Genomic DNA, 20,802 nt, shown 5'->3' on the forward strand with positions numbered 1-20,802 from the left:
ATCCGCCTCTTTCGGGCGTCTCGAAAGGGGTATACGCCAACCCGGCATCGATGCACAACAGATGGAATGCATATCGCTAAAATTCTCGGAAATGTCCGGTCGCGCGGCCGAAGTTCACCAAATTTTAAGCCTGCCCGCGAATCCTGCGTTCACACGACGCTCGCGGGATGGCCGATGGACGACTGGATCCAATACTCTTTGGCACTGGCCTACGGAATCGGCGCCATCTGGTTCGCGCTCGCGACGCTGTACAGCCTGAACGGCGCGACGCCGTCGCCCCACCCAGTCCTTGCCCTGCTCTCGGCCGTGTTCTGGCCGGTGGCGCTGCTGGCGGTGGCGGCCGTCCTGGCCTGGAACCGGGCGGGCCGGGCGCGGCCCGGCGGTCGATCACCGCTGCGGCGCTGAACCTCGCCGTCCGGACCAACACGATGCCTGCCGCGACTGTCGGACGTCCCGCCCCAGAAACCGAGGCGGGAGCCCGAATCTGGGCCCTGATCCTGCTGCTGGCCCTGCTGCCGCTGCCCTTCGGCGGCGCCCGGCCCTGGGCCGGGGCCGCCTTCGCCGTCGCCGTCGGGCTGATGCTGGCTGTCTGGTCGCTGCGGTGCGCGGTCGCCGGACGGCCCGGCGCGATCCCGCTGCGGCGACTCGCCGCCGAAGGCCTGCTCCTGGCCCTGCTCGCCGGCTGGATCGCCTTCCAGGGCCTGAGCTTGACGCCGGCCGCCTGGCATCATCCGATCTGGGACGAGGCGGCCACAGCGCTCAGCACCGAACCGGTCGGCGCGATCAGCGTCGATCCGGCGCGCAGCTTCACCGCGCTGGCCACGCTGCTCGGCCATGCCAGCCTGTTCTGGCTCGTGCTGCAGGCGGGACGGGAGCCGGGCCGGGCCCACCGACTGCTCGCCGCCCTGGTCGCGATCGGCACCGCCTACGCAGCCTACGGCCTCACGATGGAGTTGAGCGGCGCTGGGCTCGTCCTATGGTTCGAAAAATGGGCCTATCACGGCGACATCACGGCCACATTCGTCAACCGCAACTCCTTCGCCACATATGCCGGACTCTGCCTGCTGGCCGCGATCGGCCTCCTCGCGCGGCAGCTGCTCCGGCACGACGGCAAGCAGGCTCCCCGGCGAGAGCGGCTGCTGCGACGGATCCAGGCGCTGGCCGGACGCGGCAGCCTGCTGCTCGGCGCCGTGGCGATCCTGGCGACCGCCCTCCTCCTCTCCCATTCCCGTGCCGGCATGGTGAGCACGGGCATCGGAATCGCCGTGTTCCTGATCGTGTTCCTCCTCAATCCGGGGCAACGCCGCGGCCGCCGGCTGCCCGTCGCCGCGGCAGTCTTTCTGGCGCTGCTGGCGGTCACGAATTTCAGCGGCGAAGGCACGCTGCTGCGGCTGCGCGCCACCGAGTTCGAGACCGGTAACGGCCGCTTTCCCGTCTACGCGCTGATGCAGCGCGCGATCGCCGATTCCCCCCATCTCGGCTTCGGCTACGGCACCTTCGAGCGGACCTTCCCCCTCTATCGCACCGCCGACGTGGCGATTCGCTTCGACCGCGGCCACAACGACTGGCTGGAGAGCGCAATGGATCTCGGCCTGCCCGGCGCCGCCCTGCTGATCGGCCTCTTCGCCCTGCCCTTCCTGCGCTGCCTGCGCGCCGGGCTGACGCGCCGGCGCGACGGCCTTTATCCGGCACTCGCCTGCGGCGCTACCGCCCTGGTGGCGACCCATGCGCTTCTCGACTTCAGCCTGCAGATACCGGCTGTCGCCGCGACATTCACGGCGCTGCTGGCGCTCGGCGTGGCACAGAGCTGGAGCTCGCGTCTCGACGGCTGACCCCGCATGTCATCGCGAGGGAACGTCGGCACTGAACAGCCCGCGGCTTGGCGCCGGCGGGTGTGGCAGGGTCAAAGGCGGGAGGCATACGCCTCGAAGCGCGCGAGTGCCTTCAGGTCTTCGACCAGCACGCCGCGGGCCAGATCGGCATAGCCGTGCCGAATCGCCGACCGGGTCAGGCCTTGCGGGTGGGTGTGCCATGCCAGCCGGATCTGGTCCAGCATTTCGTCCGTCATCTCGGCATCCCATGCGTGTCGCACCTGATTACCGACCGCTAGGCGCGGCAAGGCGAGTTCACGCTCGTTGCGCCCGGTCATCAACGACATCCGCAGCGCCTTAACCACCTCGTCCGCGGGACGGCCGTTGACCAGCTGAACCTGTGCGAGACGCGCCCAGGCATGGGGGCTCGCCGGAGACCGCGCCAAGCCGGCGCGCAGATTCGCCTCCGCCCGCTCCCACAGCCGGGCATTGCCGGCATCCGGGGATGCGGGGGGGTCCGCCTGGAGCATCTGCGCCAGCGCGAGGTCGGTCAGCAGCCGGCCGTCCCCGGACCACCGACCGGCCCGCTCGCGCGTCTCGACGAGGCGGTCCAGGCCGTCGCCGTCCCAGGCGCCGCCGGTCCGGATCGCATGCAGCACCGGATCGCCCGGCAGCAAGGAAAGCTCCGCAACCAGCGATGGAACGCCGAGGGCCAGAAGCAGGGCCGACAGTCCCAGCCCGGCGACCGACCCGGCCCGGCCGCCCCGGGCCGGGTCAGTTCGCGTAGTATTCCTTGTACCGGCCATAATAGTAGCCGTAATCCCCGTAGCCGTATTTGGCGTGCTTCGTTACGTTCACCTGACTCAACACCACGCCGGAAACCCGGGCCCCGAACGTGTCGAGCTGCTTGAGCGCGCCCAGCACCACCTCGCGCGGCGTGTCGGCCCAGCGGACGACGAACAGCGAGGCGTCCGAGAGCTTGGCCAGCATCGCGGCGTCCGACACCGCCATGATCGGTGGCGTGTCGAGGACGATGAGGTCATAGACCTCGCGCAGGCTGCGCACCAGCTTCTCCATCTGGTGCGAGCCCAGGAGATCCTGCGGGTTCGGCGTGTCCGACCTCGCGACGAGATAATGAAGACCGCTCCCGGGATCGATCTGGACCGCATTCTCCGGCGTGCAGGCGCCGGTCAGGAGATCGGCGACGTTGCCGGTTTTGTCGGCGCCGAGCATCTTGCCGATGCGCGGACGTCTCAGGTCGCAGTCGATCAGGAGGACGCGGGCCCCCGACAGGGCGGCGACGCGCGCAAGCGAGGTGCAGAAGGTGCTCTTGCCCTCGCGCGGCACCGAGGAGGTCACCATCACCACCTTGGGCGGGTCGTCGACGTTGGAGAAGTGGATTGCCGTACGGATGGTGCGCAGCGCCTCGCAATACGAGGACAGCGGCTTGTTCAGCACGTAGTCCTCGGGCTGCCTCGCCGCCCGGCGGGACAGGCTGGGCACAAGGCCCAGCGCGGGCAGCCCCGTCAGCCGCTCGATGTGTTCGCCGCCGCGGAACCCGCGGTCGAGGCGTTCCAGCACGAAGGCGACGAGAACGCCCAGGAAGCCGCCCATGACGAAACCAAGCGCGAGGATCAGCTTCTTCTTCGGGAAGGACGGAACGGTCGGCGCCTCCGCGCTGGAGATGACGCGCGCATCGGCCTCCTGGAGATCCTGTTGGTCGTTGGTCTGCTTGAAGCGGCTGAGGAAGCTCTCGTAGAGGGTGCGGCTCGCCTCGGCTTCGCGTTCAAGTTCGTTGAGCTGCACCTGGGCGCGCAGGCCGACCCCGGCCTTGACTTCGAGTTCACCCAGCGTGGCCTGCAGGCTGCGCTCCTTGGCGCGCGCGACCTCGACCTCATTGGCCAGCGACTGGATGATCTTACGCACCTCCTCGCCGATCTTCTTCTGCAGATCGCCGAGCTCAGCCGCGACGTTGAGCCGGCTCGGATGGCGCGGGCCGTAGCGCGTGGCGAGCTCCGCCTCCTTGCGGCGCACCTCGCTCTCCTCCTCGCGCAGGCGCTGGATCAGCGGCGAGTTGAGCACGTCGCCGGCCGCCTCCACGCCGCCCGACGACTTCACCATGGTCTCGGCACTGCGCAGGCGTGCTTCGGCCTGGGACCGCTCGGCGCGCGCCAGGACGAGCTGCGTGTTCAGCTCGCCCAGCTGCTGTGTCGTGACCGTGGTGGCCCCGGTCTCGATGAGGCTGGACTGCTCGCGGAAGGCCTGCACCGCCTGCTCACCCTGGCGCACCTGGTCGCGCAGCTCCTCCAGGCGCACGCTGAGCCATTCGTTGGCGCGCCTGGTCGCCTCGAACTTCGCCTCGAGCTGGTCGACCAGGTACTGGTCGGCGAAGGTGTTCGCGATCAGCGCCGCCTTGTGCGGATCCTCCGACGTGAAGCTGATCCGAATGCTGTAGCTGCGCCCGTCGTTCGAGGCGCTCAAGCGGCGGGAGACGGCGTCGATCAGGGCCGAGCGATCGAGAATGCGCCGCCGCTCGGGCGCGAGCTCCTTCTCCACCGGGGCGACGGCCGCCCACAGCTCAGCCGGCAGCCAGTTGCGGGGATGGACCAGATCCAGCAGGCTGGCGTCCTTGCGCAGGTCGGCGTTGAACTCGGGATCGCCGTCGAGCTCCAGGCGGTCGACGACCCGGCCGACCATGGCGCGCGAGGTGAGGACGTCGACCTCGCTGCGGATGACGGAGGCTTCGGGCGACAGTCCCGACATGACCGATTCGAAATCGACGACCTTGGTCTGGCGCAGGTTGAGCATGACGATCGCCTCCGCGGTGTAGCGCGGGGTCAGCTGGAAGGCGATCAGCCCGGCCAGCGCGGTCGTCAGGGCGAGCAGGCCGAGGATTATCGCCTTGCGGCGATCGAGGATCCTCAGGACCTGCCGGAGATCGATGTCTTCGGCGATCGCGGTCAGCTGCCGCACTCGATCCGAACGTTCTTCGGCCGGAGTGATCGAAGCCATGTCGAGAATCCAATATCCATAGGCGCCGCCCCCCGCTGCGTCCGGTCGTGACGAACGTGCGGAATGACCGGGAAGGAGGATGACGACGCAGAGTTAAACATTTGCTAAAATCAGAAGAAACGCTCCGGGACGCGGATGATGTCTCCCGGCATCACGATGGACGTTTCCGACGCGTCCTTCTGCACCTCGCCGGCCTCGCCGCCGCGCACGATCTCGATCCGGTCGCGCCGTGCGCGATGGGTGTAGCCGCCGGCCAGGGCGATCGCGTTGAGCACGGTCATGCCGTTGACGTAGGGATAGCTGCCGGGGTCCTGCACCTCGCCCAGGATGAAGAAGGGCCTGTAGTTGAGGACCTCGATGCTGACGCGGGGACTGATCAGGTAGCCGTCCGCGAGCTTTTCGGCGATGGCGCGTTCCAGGTCGCGGATGCCGCGCCCCTTGGCGTGGACCGTGCCGATCAGCGGCAGCGAAACGCCGCCTCCGGTATCGACCTCGAACTCGCCCGACAGGTCGTTTTCGCCGAAGACGGTGACGCGCACCTTGTCGGAGGTGCCCAGCGTGTATTCGGGGGCCTCCTGGGCGCCGGGACGCGCCACGGGAACGACGGCGAGCGCAAGCGCCAGCAAGCAGAATGCGGCCAGGTGCCCAGGGAAGGAGAAACGAAGGAGTCGCGCGAGAATCCTGCGCATCGTCAGTCTGTTCATCGAGAACGCCTCGCCTCGTCCAGGAAATGTCGGTCCCGCCACGTCCCCGTCCGCGAGCCTGCTCTTGATTCGAGGGGCGGCCGGGGTGCATGGCGCATATCGATCGCGGCACACCTTAGACGTAGAGCGTCAAGATTGGGTTAACCCTGTTGCCCCGCGCGCCGCCGGCACCGACGGCGTGCGATGCGGACAAGAAAACGGCCGGCCCGATCGAGCCGGCCAGTATCGGTTCGCGAGGTCCGCTCGGACCCGCGTTCGAATGCTTACAGACGGCCGGTCACGGACAGCAGGATGACGTTCTGCGTGTAGTCGCCCGTCGCCCCGTTGGCGCCGTCGACGTTCTTGTCCTTGTAGGTGTAGCCGAGGCCGGCGGAGAGGTTGCGGTTGACCAGGTAACGCACACCGGCCCCGGCCTCCAGGACGTCGACCTCGCGGTCGATGCCCTGGTAGTCGTCCTGCCCGTAGCTCACGCGGCCGTTCAGCAGCACGTTGCGCCGCAGCTCGTGATCGACCCGCACCGAGCCGACGGTCGACAGGAAGCTGGAGGCGTTGGCGCTCGAGGTTTCCTCGACGGTGCGCGCGAGCGCGACCTGGACCGACGTCAGCGCGGTCAGGCTCCACAGGACCGAGCCGCCGAAGGAGATGCCGTCCACGCTCTCTAGCTGGGCGGCGTCGTAGTCCTGGCGCAGATAGCCCGCGAAGATTTCGCCCGTCGTCACCCCGCCGAAATCGAGGGTGGTGCCGATCTCGGCGCGGTAGCCGCTCGAATCGCGGTCGACGGCGCCGACGCGGTCGTAGCGCCGCCAGTTGTACGCGGCCTGCACAAAGGGGACGACGTCGGGCACCAGCTCGTAGCTGAAGCGCGCTCCCGCCTCGTACTCGTTGCGGTCGCGCAGGTCGTCGTTGCTGGTCCCGCCGCCCTGCAGCGGCACCGTATCGAAGTCGTAGCTGCGGAAGTTGCCGAACACCCGTGCCGAGGTCCGGCCGAGGCCGCGGAACCCGGTGATGTTGCCGGTGAGCAGCTCGTACTGCACCGGCTCCAGCGCCGCCGCCGTCGCGTTCGGATCGCCGCGGTCCTCGTGGAGGTGCTGATAGCGCAGTCCGCCGGTGACGAACGTCTCCCGCAGCACGTCGAGGCGGCCGTCCGCCCCGATGCCGTAGTCGACGTAGTTCTCGTCGGTGTTGTCCCAGTACCGCCCGACCTCCGCGCCGGCATCGAGGCTCAGGGCGTGCCTGCTCCAGTCGGACGACAGCTCGACCCTGGGCGCCACGACCGTGATCAGGTCGGCATCGGTGTCCGTGTCCTCGGCGAAGACGTTGTCGTTGTATTCCTGGATCAGCGACGCCTCGGGCGCCAGAAGGAAGGAGCCGACGCGGATGTTGATCGGATCGTAGTCCGGGCGCGCCCGCTCCTGAACCGGTACGCCCCGCTGGTCATCCTGTGCGACGGCCGGACCCGCGGCCGCCGTGGCGGCACTGCAGAGCAGGAGGGGGAGAACGCGTCTCATGATCCGTCGGTATCCACTTTTCTGGGCCGGGCAGCGCGTCCGGCTGGTTGCGGAGCGGCTCGCGCCTCGGGGGTTTGGCATTGCTCTCTCCGGTTCCGCAAAAACCGTCGCGGCGCCGCCGCGTCGGCCTCTCCGATCGAAGCGCCTGGACAACAACTCTGTCGTACCACTTTGGGCATAACGCTACTCCGCCATTTTGTCAATTAATGATGCACCCTGAAGTCGCATCGTTGCCCGTGCGCAACAGCCCTTGCACAGACGGCCGGCCGCCACCCCGGGGTCGACGGCGCACAAGAATGGGGTAGCGGGCCCGCAGCGTCGCGCCGGGCCTACCCCACCCTGGCGCGGTGTCCAACTCCCACCCGACCGGCAGCGGCCTTTGCGTACGGCGACAGAGCACGGAACCACGCCCGTTTGCCACCGCGCACCGGGCGGCCGCCGCGGCTAAGCTTGCAGCGTGGACACACCGGAACGCCTCGGATTTGCGATGAGACTTCCCTTTCGCCCTCCCATGGCGCTGTGCGCGACGCTGCTGACGGGGCTGGCCGGCTGCACGGGCGCCGGGCTGCCGGAGACGGCGCGCCTCGGCGGCACCCGCTCGCCCGTCCCGCCCCCTCCCGGCTATCACGTCTATTGCGACGAGTACGCCAGCCAGGACGAGGCCTGCCGCGCGATCCTGTCCGAGGAGGGCGCGCAGGAGCTGCAGCGGATCAACGCCGCAGTCAACGCCCGCATCCGCCCGGGCTCCGATACGGAGTTGTATGGTGCCGGCGACCGCTGGGTGATGCTGGACGGGGCCGGCCTCGGCGACTGCGACGACTACGCCGTGACCAAGCTGCACGAGCTGGTCCGCAGCGGCTGGCCGCGCGGCGCGCTGCGCCTCACGCTGGCGGAGATTCCCGGCGGCGGACCGCACTTGGTCCTGGTCGTCTCGACCGTCGCCGGGGACTACGTCCTCGACAACCGCTTCGACAGGGTCATGGCTGTCGGCGACCTCGATTATCGTTGGGTAAGCCAGGAAATGCCCGGACACCCGCACTGGGTCAGCCTGCTCGGGTAAGGGCGACCGCCGCGAGGCCATCCGCTTGCTTGCCGGCGCGATGCGCTCTATTGCTGTCCCGATGCCCCACCCCCGCAGGGGCATGCGATGCAACGAGGGCTGCGTGCTCGGATTTCCCAAGTGGCGACATCAAAGGACGGCGCGACGCGCGCCGCGGGTCCCGGCGGACCTGCGCGTCTATGTCGTGGGCGACATCCACGGCCGCGCCGACCTCCTGGCGCGGCTCCACGACCGGATCCTGGCGGACGCGGCGAAGGCAGCCGGGCGCAGGACCGCCGTCTATCTCGGCGACTACGTTGATCGCGGCCACGGCGCAAAGGCGGTTCTGGAGATCCTGTCGGGTCCTCCGCTGCCCGGCTTCGAGTCCGTGTTCCTGAAAGGCAATCACGAGGAGGCGATGCTCGACTTCCTCGACGGCAAGACGGACGGCGCGGACTGGCTGGGCCATGGCGGCCAGGCGACGCTGGCGAGCTACGGCGTGACGCTCGCGACAGGGGCGGGTCCGGCCGAGAAGCTCGCGGACGCCCGCGAGCGTCTGCGCTCCCGCCTGCCCCCGCATCACGAATCATTCCTGCGGCGGCTTCTCCCCCGTTTCGGGATCGGCGACTATCTCTGCGTCCACGCCGGGATTCGCCCCGGGATCGCCCTCGACCGCCAGCAGGAGCGCGACCTGCTGTGGATCCGGCGGGAGTTCCTGGACTCGCCGGCCGACCACGGCGCCGTTGTGGTCCACGGCCATTCCGTCAGCCCTGAACCCGAGCTGCGCGGCAACCGCATCGGCATCGATACCGGCGCCTTTGCCACCGGGCGCCTGACCTGCCTCGTTCTCGAGGACGACACGCAGCGCTTGCTCCAGGCCTGATCCGCCGGACGCCGGAAGGGAATGGGCGGCGGCACGGCCTGCCGCCGTTTGTTCCTCCGGTCTGGAGAGCCGGACAAGCCCCGGCCCTCCAGACCGGGAGACGAAAGCCATGCATCCGTCCACTCGACGCTCGGCCGCCGCCCTCGCGCTGGACCCTTCCAGCGTCCGGGCGCAGGGCTCCGAAGAGCGCATGGAAATCGACCTGATCTGATCGCCGGCCAGCTCCGACTCGGCGTGCCGGGAGACCGCAGCGGCCGGAATGAGCGGCGGCATCGGCCTCTCCGCGGGCCCGGGCAGCTCCGGCCTGGGCACGTTTCCCGGCGGAGTGGGCACGGCGGTCCCCGACCGGCCCACCGAGGCGGCGCCTGCGGCCCCCTCGCCGAGGAGAGCCGGGCTGCGGGCGAGTGACACGCCATCACCCAGGCACGTCGTCCACGCCCGGAAACGACGAGCCGGGGCACAGCCCCGGCTCCCCGCCCGTACTCGCGCGGCCCCCGAGTAGAAATCCGCTCCTCAGCTCGGGCTGGCCTGGTTGCGGCTTTCCGGCGCCGTCTGGACCGGCGGTATCATCTGGGGCGGCTGACGGGCGGGCTGCTGGGGGAGCTGCGCTACCTGCTGATTGATCTGCTGGGCCTGCTGAGCCACCGACTGGCTGGCCTGCGGAGCGGCCTGCTGGACCGTCGGGTTGCTGGTCACGGCCTGCGCCTGCTGCACAACCTGCTGGGCAGCCGCCGGCGCTGCCGCGATCACCGCCGGTGCCGAGACGACCTGGGTCGCCTGCACTGCCACCTGCGCCGCCGCCGCCGGCGCCGCCGCGATCACCGCTGGCGCCGAAACGATCCGGGTCGCGTGGGCCGCGATGCTCGCCGCCGCCGCCGGATTGGTCGCGACGAGGGACCGTGCGGCGTTGGTCGTCGCGGCCGCAACGCTGGCAGCCGCAGCCGGATTCGTCGCCACGAGGGCGTCGGCCGCCTGGAGCGCCGCCTCGGCGATCTGCGCCGCCGCCGCCGGGTTGGCCGCGATTAGTGCCTCGATGGCACCGCCATTGCCGCTGGCGACCGCCGCTTCCAGGGCCTGAGAGACGCTGGGCGGCAACACCTGCTGCGCCTGGGCATGTACCGCCGGAAGGCTGAGAGCACCGACCACGGCCCCGAGGAGAAGGAAATTGCGCAGGCTGGACTTCATCATGCACCTCGCTGGCATCGCACCCAACGGGGCTGCATTCCCGCACACCCACCCCGATCGGATTCCGTGTCGAAGCTATACGCCGCCTCCCGAACTAAGTCAACCGATAGAGGTATTTTGCCGCCGAACCCCCTCTTTCGAAACTTCCAGACGGAAGCCCGCCACGTGCGGCGACGGCCAATCGCCGTAGGGCATCCGGCACGCGCCCCTATTCCGCTCCCCGTTGTCAAGCGCACGGCTGCGCCCGCTCGGCCGGCAGTGTGCGCATCCGGCCGCGGAAGCCGTCGGCCCGGGATGCAGGAGCTGAGCGGAACGGCAGAGCCTGAACCGCCCGCCACTTCACGGATCTGCAACCCTCAGTTCTTGTGGCATCACCACTGGTTCACTTGTGACGGAATCGCAAGACAACAGGGAAAGTCGACCAATGCAGGGCGAACTGGAGTTGGAGTTGACCCGCCTCGATGAACACCCTGAAGCTTGCTTTGGAGGTGCAGATCGATGCCCAAGACACGCCCGCCCTATCCACCGGAATTCCGGCGCCAGATGGTCGAGCTGGTTCGCGCCGGACGGAATCCTGCGGATCTCGCCCGAGAGTTCGATGCGTCGTCGCAGACGATCCGGAACTGGGTCGCCCAGGCCGGTCTTAATGACGGCCACCGCAGCGACGGCCTGGCGACGGCCGAGCGCGACGAGTTGAACCGCCTGCGCCGGAAGAACCGGCAACTGCGCCAGGAGCGCGACATTCTGGCAAAGGCCACGGCCTGGTTCGCACGGGAGACCGGCACGATCCCGTCCGGGTCTTCCGGTTCATGAGCGCGAACTAGGCCAGCTTTCCCGTCCGCACCATGGCCCGGGTGCTCGGCGTCTCGACGGCCGGCTACTATGCTTGGCGGCAACGCCAGCCGTCCCGCCATGCCCGGATCGATGCCGACCTGCTGCATCGCATCCGCACGGCGCATCTCGCCTCCCAGGGCACCTATGGCGCCCCGCGCATCCATGCTGAGCTGCGGGACCAGTGTATCCGGGTCGGGCGCAAGCGCGTGGCCCGGCTGATGCGCACGGCGGGCTTGGCCGGCGTCACGCGGCGCCGCGGCATCCGCACCACGACCCGGGATTCCGGGACCAGGCCCTCGCTCGACCTGGTCGACCGGAACTTCCGGGCCGAGGCGGCGAACCGGCTCTGGGTGGCCGACATCACCTAGATTCTGTCGGCGAATTGCTCCATGCCTGAGAACGGTTCATCCTCCTGATCCGTGATTGAGCAGGAAGGGTCAGTCATGAGCCTTCATCTACAGTCGATCGGCGAAATCCCTGCCGAGACCGCCCGCATTGCTCGCGCCGTCTTTCCCAAGGGCACTGTCACCATGCGGCTGCGCGACGAGTTCAGCGCCTTGTACCAGGACGAGGACTTCCGGGCCTTCTATGCCGTTCACGGCCAACCGGGTCTGGCACCCTGGCGCTTGGCGCTGGTCACGGTCTGAACCGCCCCGGGTTTCCCGGAGGCCCCATTTCCTGAGAGGATGGGGTCATCATGAGGAAGCAGACATCACCCAGATACGCCCCTGAAGTCCGCGAGCGCGCGGTGCGGATGGTGTTTGACCACACCGGAGAGCACGCCTCGCAGTGGGCGGCGATCAGCTCGATCGCGGCGAAGATCGGCTGCACGGCGGAGACGCTGCGGGGTTGGGTCCGCCAAGCCGAACGCGATCAGGGCAAGCGGCCGGGGTCGACGACGGACGAGCGGGAGCGGATCAAGGCTCTGGAGCGGGAGAACCGGGAGCTGCGCCAGGCCAACGAGATCCTGCGCAAGGCCTCGGCTTATTTCGCTCAGGCGGAGCTCGACCGCCCGTTCAGGAAATGATCGCCTTCATCGACGCGCATCGCGCCGTCCACGGGGTCGAGCCGATCTGCAAGGTGCTGCCGATCGCCCCGTCGACCTACCACGCCCATGTCGCCCGCCGTGCCGATCCGTCCAAGGCGCCGGCCCGCTCGCAAAACGACGCTGGGCTGAGCGAGGCTGTCCGGCGGGTCTGGACCTCCAACTCCATCAGCCGCTGGGCGGCGAAGCCGATCATCTCGCGCAACACATCGGCATCCGTGCCCTTTTCCAGCATGCTGCGCAGTGCCATCATTTCGTCGGTCATCGTGGTCACCCTCGGTAGGGGTTTGTGTTGTGGTGACCAGACTTTACCGAAGAACCACGATGATCGCGCCGCATGGCGGCGGGCCGGCTCGGGCAAATGTCGCGCCCGCCTCGCCGTTCCAGGCGAGCCTGCCCGCCGCTTCGACGGTCGCGGCGCTTCTCGACGGATTTCAGGCCTATATCATCTCGTCGACGCGCCCACCCGAGGCCGAAGGTCGCCCGATAAAGGCCCTGTCGCCGCGGAGAGGACGCCGATCTGGCCGGGGCGACGTCCCGAACGGGGATGCACCAAAGATCGAAATGTCCTTGGGAGCGCCTCGCGCTCTTCCTGGGCAGGATGGTCTCGCGGACCTTCAGGCGCCAAGCCTCTCCCGTGCTCGCGTCCGTCATCTTCAGGCGTTCGTCGAACCCGCCTCGACGGCCGACAGGGCGTCCCCGTCCACGCCGCGCGCGGTCGGCCGCTGTCGGCATGCGGTCCGAACGTCGCCCGACCGCGCGCGGCCAACACCCACCGAAGGAGGCCAACGTTGAACGACCACCCACGCCATGCGCCGCCGGCGCGCGCGGCGCCCCCGAACCCGGGCCACGTCGTATGGCTGGTCAGCGGGGTGATCCTGCTGGCCGATCGCAATCTCGCCGCGGCGCTCCACAAGCTCGCCAACCAAGTCCATGCCTGCGCCGTCGGGCTCCACGTCGGTCACGTCTCTGGCATGATCCTCCACGGCGCGCTGCGGGTGTCCTGGAGCATCGCCGTGCCCGATCCTGCCGCCGTCGCCCGCCTGGTCGACCGGCCCGACCCCGAAACGGTCTACCGCCTGCTGACCCTGACCGCGACCCGGTATCCCGGCGGTCCTTGATGCGCCGTCGTGGGGCCGGCGCGGCGAGACGAACCTCCATATTCCCTCGCTTCCCGATCAACCCGACAAGGAGAACCACCATGACCACACGCGACGCGGGCATCTGCGCCGCCGCGCTCCTCCTCGCCACGGCGGTTGCCTGTGTGCTGCTGCGACTTGCGTCTCGACCGTCGAAGGCTCCCGATGCGGCCGACCCCGAAGGGCAATCGAACGTGGCCGTTTCCGTCGCCGCAACCACGCCTTGGCCGAGTTAAGTATCGGAATCCAGAACATCGGACTTTCATGGACCTGTCGTCGGCATTCCTCAGGGAGATCTGAACTCCCGAAGGGGTGCCGGCCTGGGTATATGGTAATATTATTGATAAGGCCCATCAATGACTATGATAACTGTAGAGTTTTTGCGCTAGTTGTTTAGTTTTCTATCGGTCAAGCAAATTAATATGAGAGAGGAAAACTGATGAGTACTGAAAATGAAGCCTCATTGTGACGGAATTGAGTGGGTTTGCCGGTCGATCAGGGAGCGCCTGGACGGGATGCTGGAACGTCACAACAAAGTCCTCGTCATCAGGTTCGACGTCCGATTCCCGAGCGGTTATGCGCACGACGGCAAGAACGCTGAGCTGTCCATCTTCATCAGGCGTCTGGGAGAAATCCTGCTCTACTGGGGCATTGACTCCCAGTACGTCTGGGTGCGCGAGCAGGTGAGCAGCGGCGTGCCGCACTATCACTTCGTCCTCATGGTCGATGGCTCGAAGGTCCAGAACCCGCGTGGCATACTCAACGATGCCGAGAGGATCTGGTCGGCGCTGACTGGTGTCGCGCCGGGCGGCCTGATCGACCATTGCCGCCACGTTTACTCCGGTACCCAGACCCCGGGGCACGTGATGGTCCGTCGCCCGCCGAAAGCAACGACGGGGGACCCGGAAGCCCACTGGCGCGAGTACGAGAGAAGCCGCTCGGACGCCTTGGCGCTCGGCTCCTATCTGGCCAAGCCGCAGGGCAAGGGCATGGCGCCGCCCAGGGTGCGGGAGTTCGGCGCGTCCCTGTTGTAGCCCCACGGAGAGCCCCGGAGGGGCGAAATTCCCGGTAGGTCGAATCGAGCGAACCCGCGAACGGCCACGAAGAAGGTGTGGAGCATCAAGGGGTTGAAGGGAAGAAAGCCATTCGGGCAACCCTCTCGGGACCCGAATGGCTCCACCTCGGCCGAACGCCCGCGGCTAGCTGGAGGACGAGCCGTCCGGCTCCACCCGCAGCCGTCGGCACTCGTCCTCCAAGGCCTCGCGCTCCGGTCCGGGGAGGTTTCGCGCCGCCTTCATGTGACCACAGGCGGTGGAGGCCGGTATGCCGAGCCGGTCTCGGATCTGGAGGAAGGTCAAGCCGCGCTCCCTGGCCACCACCACCCGCGCCATCTCGCAGAGCCGCTGGAGGGTTTGCGGCGACAGGGGGGGAAGTGAGGAGAGAGGATTGGCAAGGAGATGGAAGGCGAAGCTGTCGTCGGTGAAGACGCGCTGCATCCGGAACGGATCGGCGTCGGCTCCATGGAGCCGACGGGCGGCCGGAAACTCGATCGAGATGATGCCCGCGGCCTTGTCGGCATCGCTCGCGTGACGCATCGCAATGCTCAGGTCCGCGATGCGCGCCTTGCCGTAGCTGCCCTGGAGCTCCCCATCGCGGTTGGTGTGGTCCATGATGATTACCGCGATCCCGGCCCGGGTCAGGCGCCGCAGCCAGGGCAGGATCAGCTTGAGTGCTCCGGGCCCGTTGTCGGTCAGGGACTGAAAGTTGTCCAGGATCAGGACCTTCCGGCCTGAGAGCAGCTTCTCGACTTCGTGCTGCCAGACATCGTCGGTCAGATCGATGATGCCGTCGGGCTGGGACTTGGCGCACAGGACGGCGAAAGTGGGCGCCGATGGCCGATTGCCCGCCCCCGCCATCACCATGGTGATCGCGCGGTTCAGGTCCGGCGCCTGCATCTCCCCATCGACGTGGAGCACGCCGACCGGCTCCACGGCCGTCCACGGCCCCACCTGCCCCCCGCCGACGCTCGCGGCAAGGGATAGCGCCAACGCGAGCCACGTCTTGCCGATCTTCGGCTCGGCATAGATCCAGACGAGATCGCCCTCGCGCACGATCGGATCGAGAATCCATTGCCGCTCGACGTCACCGTCCGGAACCGGGCCGCCGGCCGCCCACACGACGACCGACTCGGATGGTGACGCGGCGGCCGGACACGGCAGCAGCTCTATTCCTTCTGCGGCCGCCACCTCGGCCATGTCGGCAAAGCGTCGGGCCGGCCCGTGATGGTCGAGGGAGAACCAGGGATCGTCCACGCCGGCCTGACGCAAGGCGTCATGGATCTGGAGGCCCGCACAAAGGTCATTCTGGCGAAGAACGATCCTGACACGGCGATTCCGCAACCCCCTCAAATCGGCCTGCGGCAGGTTTCGCAGGCCTCCGGGCACGGCGGAGAACACGTGAGTTGAGTGCCGGAATGCCAGATCGCGGGCCACGAACTCGTCCTCCACGAGAATCACGTCGCAATCCGCTCGTCGGAAGACGTCGTGAGCGTTGAAGATCGGATAGGGGCTTTGGGGAAAAGTCTCGATCCACTGGCTCTCCGCACCTTGGCAGTGGCGCCAGATTGAACGGTAGGCGTCGAGCACGCCACCGTCCATGCCGGGATAACGGATCACCTGCGCGACGGCATGGCCGGCAGTGTTGAAGTAGGTCAGATACTCGCTGCCGACGGGATAGCCCCAAGGCGGGAGGAACGCCGCGCCCTCCGGATGGAGCGGGTGCCGTTCCTGACGCCAGCGTCGCACTTCGACGAGCCGACTGACCTCTCGGCCGGGCCCGATCAGGCCGGCCTCGGCGCCGATGGCGAGGACCGCGTCACGGTAGGATCGCCTGTGCACCCGAGCGTACAGATCGAGCGGGTTGCTCCCGCATTCCCCGGTGCGCAGGTCGATCCAGGCCCCGCGCTCGAGGGGCAGGCCGATCTCACGGTGATCGCAACGCTTGAGCGCCACGGCGCACGAGCCCGCCCTATACAGCCGGCCGTGCCGTCGCCCATCCGGCAGGATCTTGCGGACGACGACCCCCAGCGCCACCATGCCGTACAGATGGACGTCCGACCAGAGAGCCACCTCGGGAGGCGACTGCGGCGGCATGTAGAGATTAACCGGTCGGGCCCAGGGTGGCTGAGGCCAGGGAGGGGCGACAAGCGGGAGCAGCCCGCTGTCCCAGACCGCAGGCGGCGAGTAAGAGGAGCCAACAACGAAGTTTCCGAGCGGATGGCCCATCACCGGCCTCCCACCTGCGGCAGGCTGGACAGGAAGGCAGAGATGTCCGTCGCCAGGAATAGGGTGCGCCGACCGCATTTGGTGGCCTTCAGCTGGCCGGTCCTCACTAGGTCGTAGAGCTTGGTTCGGCCGATCGGAATCCGCTCCAGCACCTCCGTGGTGCTGTAGGCCGGCTTGGTCAGATGGAACGTAGGTGTTTGCATCGGGGCATTGCTCCTTGTCGGGGATCCAAGACTCGGATCCAGTTTTAGGAGCCCCCTATTCATCACACATTTGGCGACGGGTCTTGAGGACGAATCGAAGTTTTTTCGATGCCGTTCGCTGCCGTTGTTCCGGTGTCGAATGGCGGGCCGGTCGACCCGTGCGGTATCGGACCAGCATGTCGCTGCAGGCGCTGGCGCCCCGGACAACTCCATGCGGAGCCGGGTGGTCAGAAGTCGTGCACGGGTGAGAGCGAATCATCTCGTGCTGCTGCACATGGCCCGCCCCGGACCGGAAGCCGCCTCCGAGACCTGGGACGTGGCGGTGGACAGCGTCTCTGTCAGAGCCAAGCGCGGACGAGATGACTGGCCCGAGCCCGCCCGACCACGCGGCGCCGGGCGCCAAGTGCCATGTGGCCGTCTCGACCGACGGCCTGCCACTCGCGGCGGTGTCTCGGCGGCCAATTCCTTCCGGAACTTCTACGGCTGAACTGGATCGCCTGCTCGGCCATCCCTCGGGTCTATGCTGATGTCCGCCGCTGCGCCAGTCGCGGAAACCGCGTGCACCGTCTCCACGAGTGCATCCAGCCGATGATCCGCAGGCATGACCGCAACCAAGGCTCGGACCTCATCTTGGTATCCGCAGTTGCGGCCGACCCTCACTGATGCCCCTGTATCTGCGGGGCGATGCCTCCGGCGTGAGGCCTTCCGGACGTCAGCCTGCGCCCGGAACGCCGGCGGACGGACAGTCGCCGTGCTCAGGCACTTGGCCGGACAGCCTGCTGCGCTACCTGATTGGCCACAACCGAGCCAAGAGAGGCGATCCTTCGTCGATCAAGTGGCTTCCGCCGCTGCCCGCCGGGATCGGGCCCGCACGCGCCGGGCCCGATCAAGCCATGCTGGAAGCTTATCGTTGTCGAGGCACGCTGCCAGGGCGAGGGACTTGGGAACGCTTTCGAAGACTCCGTGCCGTGTGGCCGGCACGATGGCATTGCGACCGGCCAGAAGCGAAAGAACATGGCTAACAAATTCATTTCGTCTGTTGGATGAATTGGATCTTCTGCCGCAGGCATAGAAGCCGTCCAGAAGGGCGTTCAGCAAATTGAAGATGTATGGGTCCCCCTCAGCTCCCGAGGCGCCGGCAAGATTGGCGCGGGCCAGCGAGCTGCGATGTGTCAGCACACAAATGCTAAGGTAGATCTCGAAGACGCCTTTCCAGCCTGAACCCTTGGCGTCCAGGGCCGTGAGCAACTCCAGCGTGCGCCTGTAAATTCGTTCTCGACTTTTGCGGAAATCCCCTGGATCCCAAGTCCGCTTGTACAGATAAGGGCGTCTTTGGCGTTCGGAGCTGTCGCATCCGGAAAGATTGACTTGGAGTTGTCTTTCAAAATCCCCTGGATCTACGATCGAGATATTCTTCAGAAATGTTTCGTCGGAGGCGTACAAATTTAAGACGTCTCCGAGTGCCGCCTGAAGCTTTTTCGCCCTATTCTCCAGTATTCTGAGAATCGGTCGAATCTCGGAACTCCTGGCGGCTCCGGCATAGGCGGCGATGTTCCCGACATAAAGGTTCACGGCAGCCTCGATGTCCAGCCGAATCGCGTGAGGGAGGGGAGCGGCCACGATCTCCTCCAGGGCGCTCCAATCCTCCACTTCAAAGGATATTGGGACATGAGGAACTGGGGACGTCGGCAAGATGGGGGCGGCCACGATAACCTCAAGGGTGAAGCATGCGCCTCGTCGAGCGCCATACGGATGATCCAGCCTCAGGAGCATGGTACGGAGAGGGCCTGTCGGACAAGAGCTACTTCATCTTGTTTGCCCACTTGCGAAAGCGTCGTTCACGCTGACTGCGGATACACCGCACCATTTTGGCCCATCGCTTCGAAAGTCAAATGTTCATCGCCTTTTATGCGCGGTTTTCAGAATGGGCTGATGCGGTTTGCAACGATGAAGATGCAGGCTGCGGTGAGGAGGGCGAGGACAATCCGCCCGAGCCTGTCGTGTCGCCGGTCGAGCCGTTTGTTGGCCAGTAGCCACGCGCAGCCGTGCTCGACGCTGCAGCGGATGGTGCCGAGACCGGAGCCGTGCGGCTCGCCGGTCTTCCGGATGTGGGGCTGGATGCCATCGCGCAGACAGAGCCAGCGGTTGTCGGTGCTGTCGTAGCCCGCGTCGGCATACAGCCTGCCGATGGCAGCGCAGACGACCTGGGCAAGGCGCAGAAGGTCGGGGAACAGCCGAGTGTCGTGGACGTTCGCAGCGGAAGGAACGACCGCCAGCGGGATCCCGTCGGTCGAGACCACGACGTGGTACTTGGTCCCGGGCTTGCCCCGGTCGGTCGGGTTCGGGCCGGTCAGCTCACCGCCTCGCTTGGCGCGCACCGAGCAGCTGTCGAGCGCCACGTCCCAGGCGGCGGCGTCGGGTCCGGAGCGCGCCATGCGGACCAGGACCGCATGGACGCGACGCAGCACGGCCATGGAATGCCACTCGTCGAGGCGGCGGCGCAAGGTGGAGCCGGAGGAACACCCGTCCGCCGCCCGAAGCTCTCGCCATTGGACGCCCTCGCGCACGAAGAAGTGGAGCGTTTCGACGACCTCCACGGTGGGCACCGGCGGGCGACCGGGGCCGTGACCCCGATCCTCGATCCGCTCGATGATGCCCGCCACCAACTCCGCCACCTTCGGTCCCATGTCCGCTCCCGTGCCAAAGGCACGGAAACCGGCGGGCGGTCACTCGATCGCGTGCAACGGGGAACGCCGAGGGTTCTGGAAACCGCCCCTTAAGGCGCCGTTCCATACGGACGGAGCACCAGATCGCTGCCGTGGATCGTCCTCATGCGCGGGCAATCGGGCGCGAACAATCAGAGAAGGCGACAGAACCATCGAGGCGCCGGCGAAGACGTTCAAGCGGGATGGGATTCGGCTGAACCGCGCCTTCCACAACGGGTGATGACCTGGTCCGGCAGGCGCCGCGCGGGCCGCCGGCCAGATTCTGGATGCGGCATGGTCGCAGCACGAGGGAACCATGGCGAGCGGCTCATGGCCAGGAGCGGAAGACGCTGGCGTAGCGGTGGCGAATGTCGTTATGCCATTCACCGAGGCTATGCCGGTGCGCGTCGAAGGCGCCGAAAAACTGGCCGGCGTTCCTCTTGACGAAGCATGTCGGCTCGGCCAGAAGGCCCGACCAGACCTCGAACACGCCCCTCTCGGGAAAGAGTCCGCGAAGGCTGGGCGACGTGTTCCTGTTCAGCGCGCGGTTCGCCTGCGGCGCGACATGCAGCACCCGTACCTGGTCCGCGCCTTCCTCACGGGCGCGCTGTAGCTGGAAGGCCAGCATCTGCTGGCGCGCTAGCTGGTAGAGCGGCTCACAAAGTAGATCGTCGAAGCCGAACGCGTCGGTCGGGGCCAGGGGACCGTCGGGCCAGAACAGCCTCCCGGCATAGCGTCGGCGGCGCTCGTCGTTGGCGGTTTCCTCGGCGCCGCCGGTGCCGATCCTGTTTGGGTTCCGCAGCGGAGATCCATATCTCTCGGTATACTTCCACTCGATCAGCAACATCTCGGTCCGGCCCCCGATGGCGAGAAGCACCATCGCATCGGCGCTGGTGCAGTTGGCGCCTCTCGTAAGCGACGTCCCGAGTGGCGCCTCGTCCAGATGATTCCCGCGGCCCACCCACTCGAAGGCGAGATGGCATGGCCTTCCGTTCACCCGCTCGCCGTGGATCGGGAGAGTCTCGATGTCCTCTCCGGGATAGAGCGGCTGCAGCAGCTGCACCAGAGCTTCCGGACGTGTCGCGAAGGGCATCAGGAAATTGACGCAGGCCACCTGCGAACTCAGCAGGTGCGCGCGCATGCGGTGCCAGGAGATCCCGCCATCGACGTCGGGATTCGGTCGCTGGAAATAGGCAATCGCCTCGTCACGGATGAGCGGGTGGAGGTTCTCTGCCCAGTGCGCCAGCGGCAGGGTCCGCAGGCCGTGCGGCCCCTCCGTCATCCCCGACCGCGGAAAGTCTCCGCCTCTGCGGCACCCGATCTGGTAGGCAAGTTCGGTCCCGAAGAAGTTCATCTCTTGCACATCCACGGCCGCCTGCAAGCGGGGGGCGCATTCCGATACCGCGCGCCGGACTTATAATTCCGCTGGACATCCGGCAGGCCGCGGTTT

Annotated in this window: 20 protein-coding genes, 1 pseudogene and 1 other annotated feature; of the genes and pseudogenes, 11 read left to right on the forward strand and 10 right to left on the reverse strand. The window is 67.3% G+C overall.

Annotated elements, in window-relative coordinates; genetic code table 11:
* The first annotated feature begins 174 nt into the window (after positions 1–174).
* Together VGO20_RS24240 and VGO20_RS24245 are read left to right on the forward strand one after the other, a co-directional pair.
* A complete protein-coding gene (locus VGO20_RS24240) occupies positions 175–405 on the forward strand; it encodes a hypothetical protein (RefSeq protein ID WP_327504971.1) in 231 nt (76 codons plus the stop codon).
* Positions 406–428: 23 nt separating this feature from the next.
* Entirely contained in the window at positions 429–1,832 is a 1,404-nt protein-coding gene (locus VGO20_RS24245) for an O-antigen ligase family protein (protein ID WP_327504972.1), read from the forward strand.
* A gap of 71 nt (positions 1,833–1,903) precedes the next feature.
* Here the strand turns inward: VGO20_RS24245 and VGO20_RS24250 are convergent, their stop codons facing one another.
* From VGO20_RS24250 to VGO20_RS24265, 4 genes are all read right to left on the reverse strand, one after another.
* Positions 1,904–2,488: a hypothetical protein gene (locus tag VGO20_RS24250; RefSeq protein ID WP_327504973.1), complete on the reverse strand. Its 585-nt coding sequence runs from the start codon at positions 2,486–2,488 to the stop codon at positions 1,904–1,906.
* A gap of 97 nt (positions 2,489–2,585) precedes the next feature.
* Positions 2,586–4,784: a GumC family protein gene (locus VGO20_RS24255; protein ID WP_327504974.1), complete on the reverse strand. Its 2,199-nt coding sequence runs from the start codon at positions 4,782–4,784 to the stop codon at positions 2,586–2,588.
* A gap of 149 nt (positions 4,785–4,933) precedes the next feature.
* Complete coding sequence (locus tag VGO20_RS24260) at positions 4,934–5,527, reverse strand: polysaccharide biosynthesis/export family protein (protein ID WP_327504975.1); 594 nt, start codon at positions 5,525–5,527, stop codon at positions 4,934–4,936.
* Between the two features lie 263 nt (positions 5,528–5,790).
* The gene (locus tag VGO20_RS24265; protein WP_327504976.1) at positions 5,791–7,035 is read right to left on the reverse strand and encodes an outer membrane beta-barrel protein; all 1,245 of its coding nucleotides are present in this window, start codon (positions 7,033–7,035) and stop codon (positions 5,791–5,793) included.
* 487 nt (positions 7,036–7,522) lie between these two features.
* On the opposite strand from VGO20_RS24265, the gene VGO20_RS24270 reads away from it, so the two are divergent.
* Positions 7,523–8,095 (forward strand): transglutaminase-like cysteine peptidase, encoded by a 573-nt coding sequence (locus VGO20_RS24270; protein ID WP_327504977.1) that lies wholly within the window; start codon positions 7,523–7,525, stop codon positions 8,093–8,095.
* Between the two features lie 103 nt (positions 8,096–8,198).
* Positions 8,199–8,957, forward strand: coding sequence for a metallophosphoesterase family protein (locus VGO20_RS24275; protein ID WP_327504978.1), 759 nt, complete (start codon positions 8,199–8,201; stop codon positions 8,955–8,957).
* A 513-nt stretch (positions 8,958–9,470) separates the two neighbouring features.
* Here VGO20_RS24275 and VGO20_RS24280 read toward each other — a convergent pair.
* Positions 9,471–10,142 carry a hypothetical protein gene (locus tag VGO20_RS24280; RefSeq protein WP_327504979.1) on the reverse strand — a complete coding sequence of 224 codons (672 nt, stop codon included), beginning with the start codon at positions 10,140–10,142 and terminating at the stop codon, positions 9,471–9,473.
* Positions 10,143–10,640: 498 nt separating this feature from the next.
* On the opposite strand from VGO20_RS24280, the gene VGO20_RS28670 reads away from it, so the two are divergent.
* From VGO20_RS28670 to VGO20_RS24315, 7 genes and pseudogenes are all read left to right on the forward strand, one after another.
* Entirely contained in the window at positions 10,641–10,955 is a 315-nt protein-coding gene (locus tag VGO20_RS28670; RefSeq protein WP_414639891.1) for a transposase, read from the forward strand.
* A gap of 32 nt (positions 10,956–10,987) precedes the next feature.
* Positions 10,988–11,344 (forward strand): IS3 family transposase, encoded by a 357-nt coding sequence (locus VGO20_RS28675; protein WP_414639892.1) that lies wholly within the window; start codon positions 10,988–10,990, stop codon positions 11,342–11,344.
* Between the two features lie 75 nt (positions 11,345–11,419).
* Entirely contained in the window at positions 11,420–11,623 is a 204-nt protein-coding gene (locus VGO20_RS24290; protein WP_327504980.1) for a hypothetical protein, read from the forward strand.
* Between the two features lie 50 nt (positions 11,624–11,673).
* A pseudogene (locus VGO20_RS24295) lies at positions 11,674–12,185 on the forward strand (transposase); the annotation flags it as partial.
* Positions 11,958–12,074 (forward strand) — a sequence feature (AL1L pseudoknot). (Overlaps the previous pseudogene by 117 nt.)
* Positions 12,186–12,812: 627 nt before the next feature.
* Complete coding sequence (locus VGO20_RS24305; protein ID WP_327504998.1) at positions 12,813–13,142, forward strand: hypothetical protein; 330 nt, start codon at positions 12,813–12,815, stop codon at positions 13,140–13,142.
* 80 nt (positions 13,143–13,222) lie between these two features.
* On the forward strand, positions 13,223–13,396 hold the full coding sequence (locus VGO20_RS24310; protein ID WP_327504981.1) for a hypothetical protein: 174 nt from the start codon (positions 13,223–13,225) through the stop codon (positions 13,394–13,396).
* Positions 13,397–13,675: 279 nt separating this feature from the next.
* Positions 13,676–14,194: a YagK/YfjJ domain-containing protein gene (locus VGO20_RS24315; RefSeq protein WP_422652953.1), complete on the forward strand. Its 519-nt coding sequence runs from the start codon at positions 13,676–13,678 to the stop codon at positions 14,192–14,194.
* Between the two features lie 165 nt (positions 14,195–14,359).
* On the opposite strand, the gene VGO20_RS24320 is transcribed toward VGO20_RS24315, so the two are convergent.
* The 5 genes from VGO20_RS24320 to VGO20_RS24345 form a co-directional block, all read right to left on the reverse strand.
* On the reverse strand, positions 14,360–16,444 hold the full coding sequence (locus VGO20_RS24320) for an AAA family ATPase (RefSeq protein WP_327504983.1): 2,085 nt from the start codon (positions 16,442–16,444) through the stop codon (positions 14,360–14,362).
* A complete protein-coding gene (locus VGO20_RS24325; protein ID WP_327504984.1) occupies positions 16,444–16,647 on the reverse strand; it encodes a helix-turn-helix domain-containing protein in 204 nt (67 codons plus the stop codon). The genes VGO20_RS24320 and VGO20_RS24325 overlap by 1 nt, the downstream gene beginning before the upstream one ends.
* An 831-nt stretch (positions 16,648–17,478) precedes the next feature.
* Positions 17,479–18,267 carry a hypothetical protein gene (locus tag VGO20_RS24335; protein WP_327504985.1) on the reverse strand — a complete coding sequence of 263 codons (789 nt, stop codon included), beginning with the start codon at positions 18,265–18,267 and terminating at the stop codon, positions 17,479–17,481.
* A gap of 299 nt (positions 18,268–18,566) precedes the next feature.
* Positions 18,567–19,334, reverse strand: coding sequence for an IS5 family transposase (locus tag VGO20_RS24340; protein WP_327504986.1), 768 nt, complete (start codon positions 19,332–19,334; stop codon positions 18,567–18,569).
* 346 nt (positions 19,335–19,680) lie between these two features.
* Complete coding sequence (locus tag VGO20_RS24345) at positions 19,681–20,706, reverse strand: PGN_0703 family putative restriction endonuclease (protein WP_327504987.1); 1,026 nt, start codon at positions 20,704–20,706, stop codon at positions 19,681–19,683.
* Positions 20,707–20,802: the final 96 nt, after the last annotated feature.

It is taken from the genome of Arenibaculum sp. (assembly GCF_035998295.1).
Classification (GTDB): domain Bacteria; phylum Pseudomonadota; class Alphaproteobacteria; order Azospirillales; family Azospirillaceae; genus DASYHS01.

Bases quoted from the DNA above. Each gene is read 5' to 3' on its own strand.
- VGO20_RS24310 (WP_327504981.1), top strand. From the start codon at position 13,223: ATGACCACACGCGACGCGGGCATCTGCGCCGCCGCGCTCCTCCTCGCC.
- VGO20_RS24290 (WP_327504980.1), top strand. From the start codon at position 11,420: ATGAGCCTTCATCTACAGTCGATCGGCGAAATCCCTGCCGAGACCGCC.
- VGO20_RS24260 (WP_327504975.1), bottom strand. From the start codon at position 5,527: ATGAACAGACTGACGATGCGCAGGATTCTCGCGCGACTCCTTCGTTTC.
- VGO20_RS24345 (WP_327504987.1), bottom strand. From the start codon at position 20,706: ATGAACTTCTTCGGGACCGAACTTGCCTACCAGATCGGGTGCCGCAGA.
- VGO20_RS24315 (WP_422652953.1), top strand. From the start codon at position 13,676: ATGCTGGAACGTCACAACAAAGTCCTCGTCATCAGGTTCGACGTCCGA.
- VGO20_RS24265 (WP_327504976.1), bottom strand. From the start codon at position 7,035: ATGAGACGCGTTCTCCCCCTCCTGCTCTGCAGTGCCGCCACGGCGGCC.
- VGO20_RS24270 (WP_327504977.1), top strand. From the start codon at position 7,523: ATGAGACTTCCCTTTCGCCCTCCCATGGCGCTGTGCGCGACGCTGCTG.
- VGO20_RS24245 (WP_327504972.1), top strand. From the start codon at position 429: ATGCCTGCCGCGACTGTCGGACGTCCCGCCCCAGAAACCGAGGCGGGA.
- VGO20_RS28670 (WP_414639891.1), top strand. From the start codon at position 10,641: ATGCCCAAGACACGCCCGCCCTATCCACCGGAATTCCGGCGCCAGATG.
- VGO20_RS24240 (WP_327504971.1), top strand. From the start codon at position 175: ATGGACGACTGGATCCAATACTCTTTGGCACTGGCCTACGGAATCGGC.
- VGO20_RS24325 (WP_327504984.1), bottom strand. From the start codon at position 16,647: ATGCAAACACCTACGTTCCATCTGACCAAGCCGGCCTACAGCACCACG.
- VGO20_RS24340 (WP_327504986.1), bottom strand. From the start codon at position 19,334: ATGGGACCGAAGGTGGCGGAGTTGGTGGCGGGCATCATCGAGCGGATC.
- VGO20_RS24320 (WP_327504983.1), bottom strand. From the start codon at position 16,444: ATGGGCCATCCGCTCGGAAACTTCGTTGTTGGCTCCTCTTACTCGCCG.
- VGO20_RS24280 (WP_327504979.1), bottom strand. From the start codon at position 10,142: ATGAAGTCCAGCCTGCGCAATTTCCTTCTCCTCGGGGCCGTGGTCGGT.
- VGO20_RS28675 (WP_414639892.1), top strand. From the start codon at position 10,988: ATGGCCCGGGTGCTCGGCGTCTCGACGGCCGGCTACTATGCTTGGCGG.